The 4,845-nt window shown below is 72.2% G+C and carries 4 protein-coding genes, 1 tRNA gene and 1 riboswitch; of the genes, 2 read left to right on the plus strand and 3 right to left on the minus strand.

The genetic code is table 11. The features are described from left to right. Positions 1-320: 320 nt before the first annotated feature. Both R2N01_RS11110 and otsB read right to left on the minus strand, forming a co-directional pair. Positions 321-394, minus strand: a tRNA-Ile gene (locus R2N01_RS11110). 48 nt (positions 395-442) lie between these two features. After that, on the minus strand, positions 443-1,312 hold the full coding sequence (gene otsB / locus R2N01_RS11115; protein ID WP_316671191.1) for a trehalose-phosphatase: 870 nt from the start codon (positions 1,310-1,312) through the stop codon (positions 443-445). Positions 1,313-1,511: 199 nt separating this feature from the next. On the opposite strand from otsB, the gene R2N01_RS11120 reads away from it, so the two are divergent. Continuing rightward, the gene (locus R2N01_RS11120; RefSeq protein WP_316671192.1) at positions 1,512-2,921 is read left to right on the plus strand and encodes a trehalose-6-phosphate synthase; all 1,410 of its coding nucleotides are present in this window, start codon (positions 1,512-1,514) and stop codon (positions 2,919-2,921) included. Between the two features lie 126 nt (positions 2,922-3,047). Beyond that, positions 3,048-3,185: riboswitch (cobalamin riboswitch) on the plus strand. A 172-nt stretch (positions 3,186-3,357) separates the two neighbouring features. On the opposite strand, the gene R2N01_RS11125 is transcribed toward R2N01_RS11120, so the two are convergent. Then, complete coding sequence (locus tag R2N01_RS11125) at positions 3,358-3,936, minus strand: histidine phosphatase family protein (protein WP_316671194.1); 579 nt, start codon at positions 3,934-3,936, stop codon at positions 3,358-3,360. Positions 3,937-3,965: 29 nt separating this feature from the next. Between R2N01_RS11125 and cbiB the strand changes: the two genes are divergently transcribed. Beyond that, on the plus strand, positions 3,966-4,845 hold an 880-nt coding region (gene cbiB / locus R2N01_RS11130), incomplete at its 3' end, for an adenosylcobinamide-phosphate synthase CbiB (protein WP_316671197.1).

Below are 4,845 nucleotides of genomic sequence, written 5' to 3' on the forward strand. Positions count from 1 at the left end.
AGCCTAAACCATAATCCAAACTTTCCTGCTATCCACAAAACCTATAGCACTCCAGGTGCCGGCGTAAGCCTCCACGCAGGTGCTCTGCGCCGAGGCCGAGTCCGTGGGGCGAAAGCTACCAGGAATTCAATCGTTTGAACAGCTCGGCCCGGACCACCCCGGGCGGAACCGACCGCTGGGCCGCGGCACGTTCGATGCACCGGTAGGACCGCGGCCGCCGCAACGATCGGCCAGAACCCAGCACCCCCGATCGGGGGACCGGCGGCCCCATCCACGGCTCGCGACGATGCCCCGGACGGGTGGGGGACACGGCGGCGGGGTGGGGCGTGTGGGGCTCGAACCCACGACCCGGGGATTATGAGTCCCCTGCTCTGACCTGCTGAGCTAACGCCCCTCGCCCGGTGATGGATCCGGGCGGTTCACAGGCTAGCCGATCGCCGCCTCATCCCGAGCGCAGCCCGCCGGCCAGACCCTCCAACCAGGTGGCGATCCCGACCGGCCCGGCGCACAGCACATCGGCCTGCTGCTCCAGTGCCGGCACCTCGGGCGAGCACGAGACCACGACCGCCCCCGGGTGCTCCTCGTCGCGCCAGGCGCGCACCGCGTCGAAGCCCGCGATGTCGCCGGCGTCGTCCCCGCAGAAGGCCAGCGCGACCGGGTCGAGCTCGCCGACCAGCCCGCGCACCGCATCGCCCTTGGTCAGCGCGCTGGAGCGCAGCTCGATCACATTCCTGCCCGGCTCGACGACCAGGCCGAGTCCGGCCGCCAGCCGCCGCAGCCGCGGCTCGAGCACCGCCAGTGCAGCCCCGGGCTCGGGGCACGAACGGGTGTGGACGCCGACGGCAAGGTTCTTGTCCTCCAAGCGCGCACCGGCAACCGGCTCCCCCGCCGCGGCCGCCTCCTCGAGGAGGCGGCCGATCCGCTCAATGGCCTCCCCGATCTCGCGCGGGCGACCGGGCGCGACCACCCGGCCGTTCGAACCGTCCCAGCGCTCGGCCCCGTACTGGCCGTAGATGCGCAGCCCCTCCGCGTTCCCGAGCCCGGCGAAACCACCCAGCTCCAGCGCCGTCGCGACGGGCCTGCCGGTGACCACGGCGATGCAGCCGATCCACCCGGCCAAGGCGTCGATCGCGGCCATCGAGGCCAGCAGCGGCCGGGCGTCCTGCGGATGCTCGACGATGGGGGCCAGCGTCCCGTCGAAGTCGAGACAGATCACCGAGCGCCCGGGCGCGGCCAGGATCGCCGACTGGGCGCGCCGCGCCCAGTCCGTCCTGAACTCCACCGGGCCGCTCGAGGACTGCTGGCTGCTCATGGCCCCACTGTGCCAGAAGCCCGGCCGGAACCGCGTGATCGCCCCTCAGAACAAGATGAAATACGTCTGACGAGGCCTTTGATATCCTGGAGGACAACCCGCCGAAGCCAGGGAGGTCTTCGCAATGACAATCGGCCCGACGAACAGTCCCACGGACGGCGCTCCCCCCAGTGCCCCGACCACGGCCGCACCGGCCGACATGAGCACTCAGGGCGACGCCCGATTCGTCGTCGTGGCCAATCGGCTACCGGTCGACCGGGTGACCAACGACGACGGCACCCAGGGCTGGACGGCCTCCCCCGGCGGTCTTGTCACCGCCCTCATCCCGGTCATGAAGGAGCGCGGCGGCACCTGGGTGGGCTGGAGCGGCTCGGCCGGCGAGACCATCGAGCCCTTCGACTTCGACGGCTTCGGCGTCCACCCCGTACCGCTCAGCGCCGGGGAGATCGCCGAGTACTACGAGGGCATGTCGAACGCCACCTTCTGGCCGCTCTACCACGACTGCGTCGCGCACCCCGAGTACCACCGCGAATGGTGGGAGTCCTACATGCAGGTCAACGAGCGCTTCGCCAACGCGGCCGCCGAGGTCGCCGCCCCGGGCGCGACCGTATGGGTGCAGGACTACCAGCTGCAGAACGTGCCGGAGCTGCTGCGCGAGATGCGCCCCGACCTGCGCATCGGCTTCTTCCTGCACATCCCGTTCCCCCCGCCGGAGCTGTTCAGGCAGCTGCCCTGGCGCAGCCAGGTCGTCCAGGGCATGCTCGGGGCCGATCTCATCGGTTTCCAGGAGGCCAACTCCGCCCACAACTTCACGGACCTGTCCCGCATGATCACCAGCGGGCGGCCGCGGCGCGGGGAGATCCACCTGCCCGACGGACGCATGGTCATCGCCCGCGACTACCCGATCTCCATCGATGCGCAGGAGATGCTCGACATGTCGCGCACCCCGCAGGTGCGCGAGGCCGCTGCCCAGCTGCGCGAGGACCTGGGCGATCCCGAGCACATCTTCCTGGGCGTCGACCGGCTCGACTACACCAAGGGGCTGCGCCGGCGCGTGCGCGCCTTCGGCGAGCTGTTCACCTCCGGGCAGCTCGACCCCGAGCACAACGTCTACCTGCAGGTGGCCACGCCGACGCGCGAGAACGTCGAGCAGTACAAGGCGCTGCGCTCGCAGCTGGACGAGATGGTCGGGCGCATCAACTCATCGGTGGGGCGCATCGGCCGCAGCCCCATCGAGTACCGCCACTCCAGCTACCCGAAGACGACCCTGGCAGCCATGTACCGCGCCGCCGACGTGGCGGTCGTCACGCCACTGCGCGACGGCATGAACCTGGTCGCCAAGGAGTACATCGCCGCGCACGACTCCGACGCCGGGGCCCTGGTGCTCAGCGAGTTCGCGGGTGCGGCCATCCAGCTCAAGCAGGCGTACCTGGTCAACCCCTATGACCTCAACGGCATGAAGAACCAGCTCATCCGAGCCAGCGGCGACGACCATGCCAATCACGCCCGCCGCATGCGGGTCATGCGCAAACACGTCTTCAAGCACGACATCGAGGAGTGGGCCGCCAACTTCCTGCGGGACCTCGGCGTCATCGACCAGTACGCCTGAACGGTCCGCACGCGGGCCGGGGAGACCGGGGCCCGGCGGTGCGGCGAAATCGCATGTGCGCATTCGCGTGCACGATCCTGGCCTCTTCGCCCCCACGGGCCGGCCAGTGGCCTCCTTCGCCCGTCCGTGTACTAAGGTCGATCTGGTCAGCCGGCAACGGCTGATGCCGTGTTCCCAGCGAAGCCGGTGCGAATCCGGCGCTGTCCCGCAACGGTGATGAGGCCACGAGCCCCGAGCCCGGTCGCCTGGACGCGGCGGCAATCGACTCCCGGTCGAGGAGAGCGGCCCCGGCCGTTCTCCCGACCGCACTGCGAAGGACGGCCTGGTGATCGACGATCGCACCTGCTGCACGGACGCGCTGCGCGCACCGGCCGCGCCGCTGTTCGCGGGCCGCCCCCCCCTTCCTCCCGGCGGGCGGCCGCTGCTGATCCCCCATTCACACGGGCAGCTGCTGCCCGGGCACCCAGCTCAGATAGACCACCTGGCCGTGGCGGAGACGGTCCCAGCGCACACGGCGATGGCCCAGGCCGGCGAGCATCGAGACGAAGCAGCAGCCCATGTCCGAATGGCCGACCACGATGATGCGGCTGTGGGCGCCGGCGACGATCTGCCCGCAGAAGACGCGCAGGCGGGCGTAGACGTCGACGACCGACTCCCCCCCGCCCCAGCGGACCTCCGTGACGTCCAGGCCGGGCGGCGTGGCCTCGGCGACGAGCGAACCGGGCTCGGCGCCGTCCAGGCGCCCGTGGTTCTGCTCGCGCAGCAGGCCGGTGGACCTCACGGGCAGCCCCGTCCTGAGGGCGATCTGCCCGGCAGTGCGCCGGGCCCGCACCATGTCGGAGCTCCACAGGGCGTCGGCGCCCCAAACGGCGAGCTCCCTGGCCGCAGCCCGCGCCTGGGTACGGCCGCGCGCCGTCAGATCGGGGGTCATCTGCCCCCCGAGCACCCGGCCGCCGAGGTTCCCCTCGGACTCCCCGTGGCGCACCAGCGCGAATTCAATGCGGCCCTGCCTCATACCGGCAGCCTAATGGGGACGGGGCCGGCATGATCGGGCACCTGCATCATGAACGCCCCCTCCCCGCAGCCATGGGCAGGGGCTTGGGCCTGGTCGTCGGCATCGCCGCCGACCGCCTCGTCCCCGACCCGCCCGACACCGGTCACCCGGTGGCCTGGTTCGGGCGCTGGGCGCTGTGGCTCGAGCGGCGCATGTGGTCCGACTCGGCGGCCCGCGGCGCCGCCTACTGCGCCATCGCCTGTGCGCCCGCCGCCGCCGTCGGGCTGGTACTGGAGGCCGTCGGGCGACGCAGCGCCCTGGCGCGCACCGCCGTCACGGGCGTCGCCGCCTGGGCGGTCGTCGGCGCCGGCTCGCTGGCCCGCGAGGGCCGCGCGATGGCCGACCTGCTCGAATGCGGCGACCTGGACGGGGCGCGCGAACGACTCCCGAACCTGTGCGGGCGCCTGGCCGACGAGCTGGACGGGCCCGAGCTGGCCCGTGCCGCCGTCGAGTCGATGGCGGAGAACACGGCCGATGCCGCCGTCGCCTCGCTGTTCTGGGGCGCCGTGGGCGGCATACCGGCGATGCTCGTCCATCGCGCCGCCAACACGCTGGACGCCATGATCGGTCACCGCGACGAGCGCTACGGGAACTTCGGCAGGTTCTCGGCACGCCTCGACGACGTCCTCGACCTGGCCCCGGCCCGCATCACCGGGGCCCTGGCCTGCGCACTGGCCCCGGCCGTCGGCGGCAACGCCCTCCGGGCGGCACGCACCATGCTCCGCGACGCCCGCGACCACCCCAGCCCGAACGGCGGCTGGTGCGAATCGGCCTGGGCCGGCGCCCTCGGCGTCCGGCTGGGCGGGACCAACGCCTATCCCGGCGGGCGCGTCGAGCGCCGGGGCGCGCTCGGTGACGGCCCCCGCCCCG

The sequence above is a fragment of the uncultured Propionibacterium sp. genome (genome assembly GCF_963539965.1).
In the GTDB taxonomy this organism is placed as follows: Bacteria; Actinomycetota; Actinomycetes; order Propionibacteriales; family Propionibacteriaceae; genus Propionibacterium.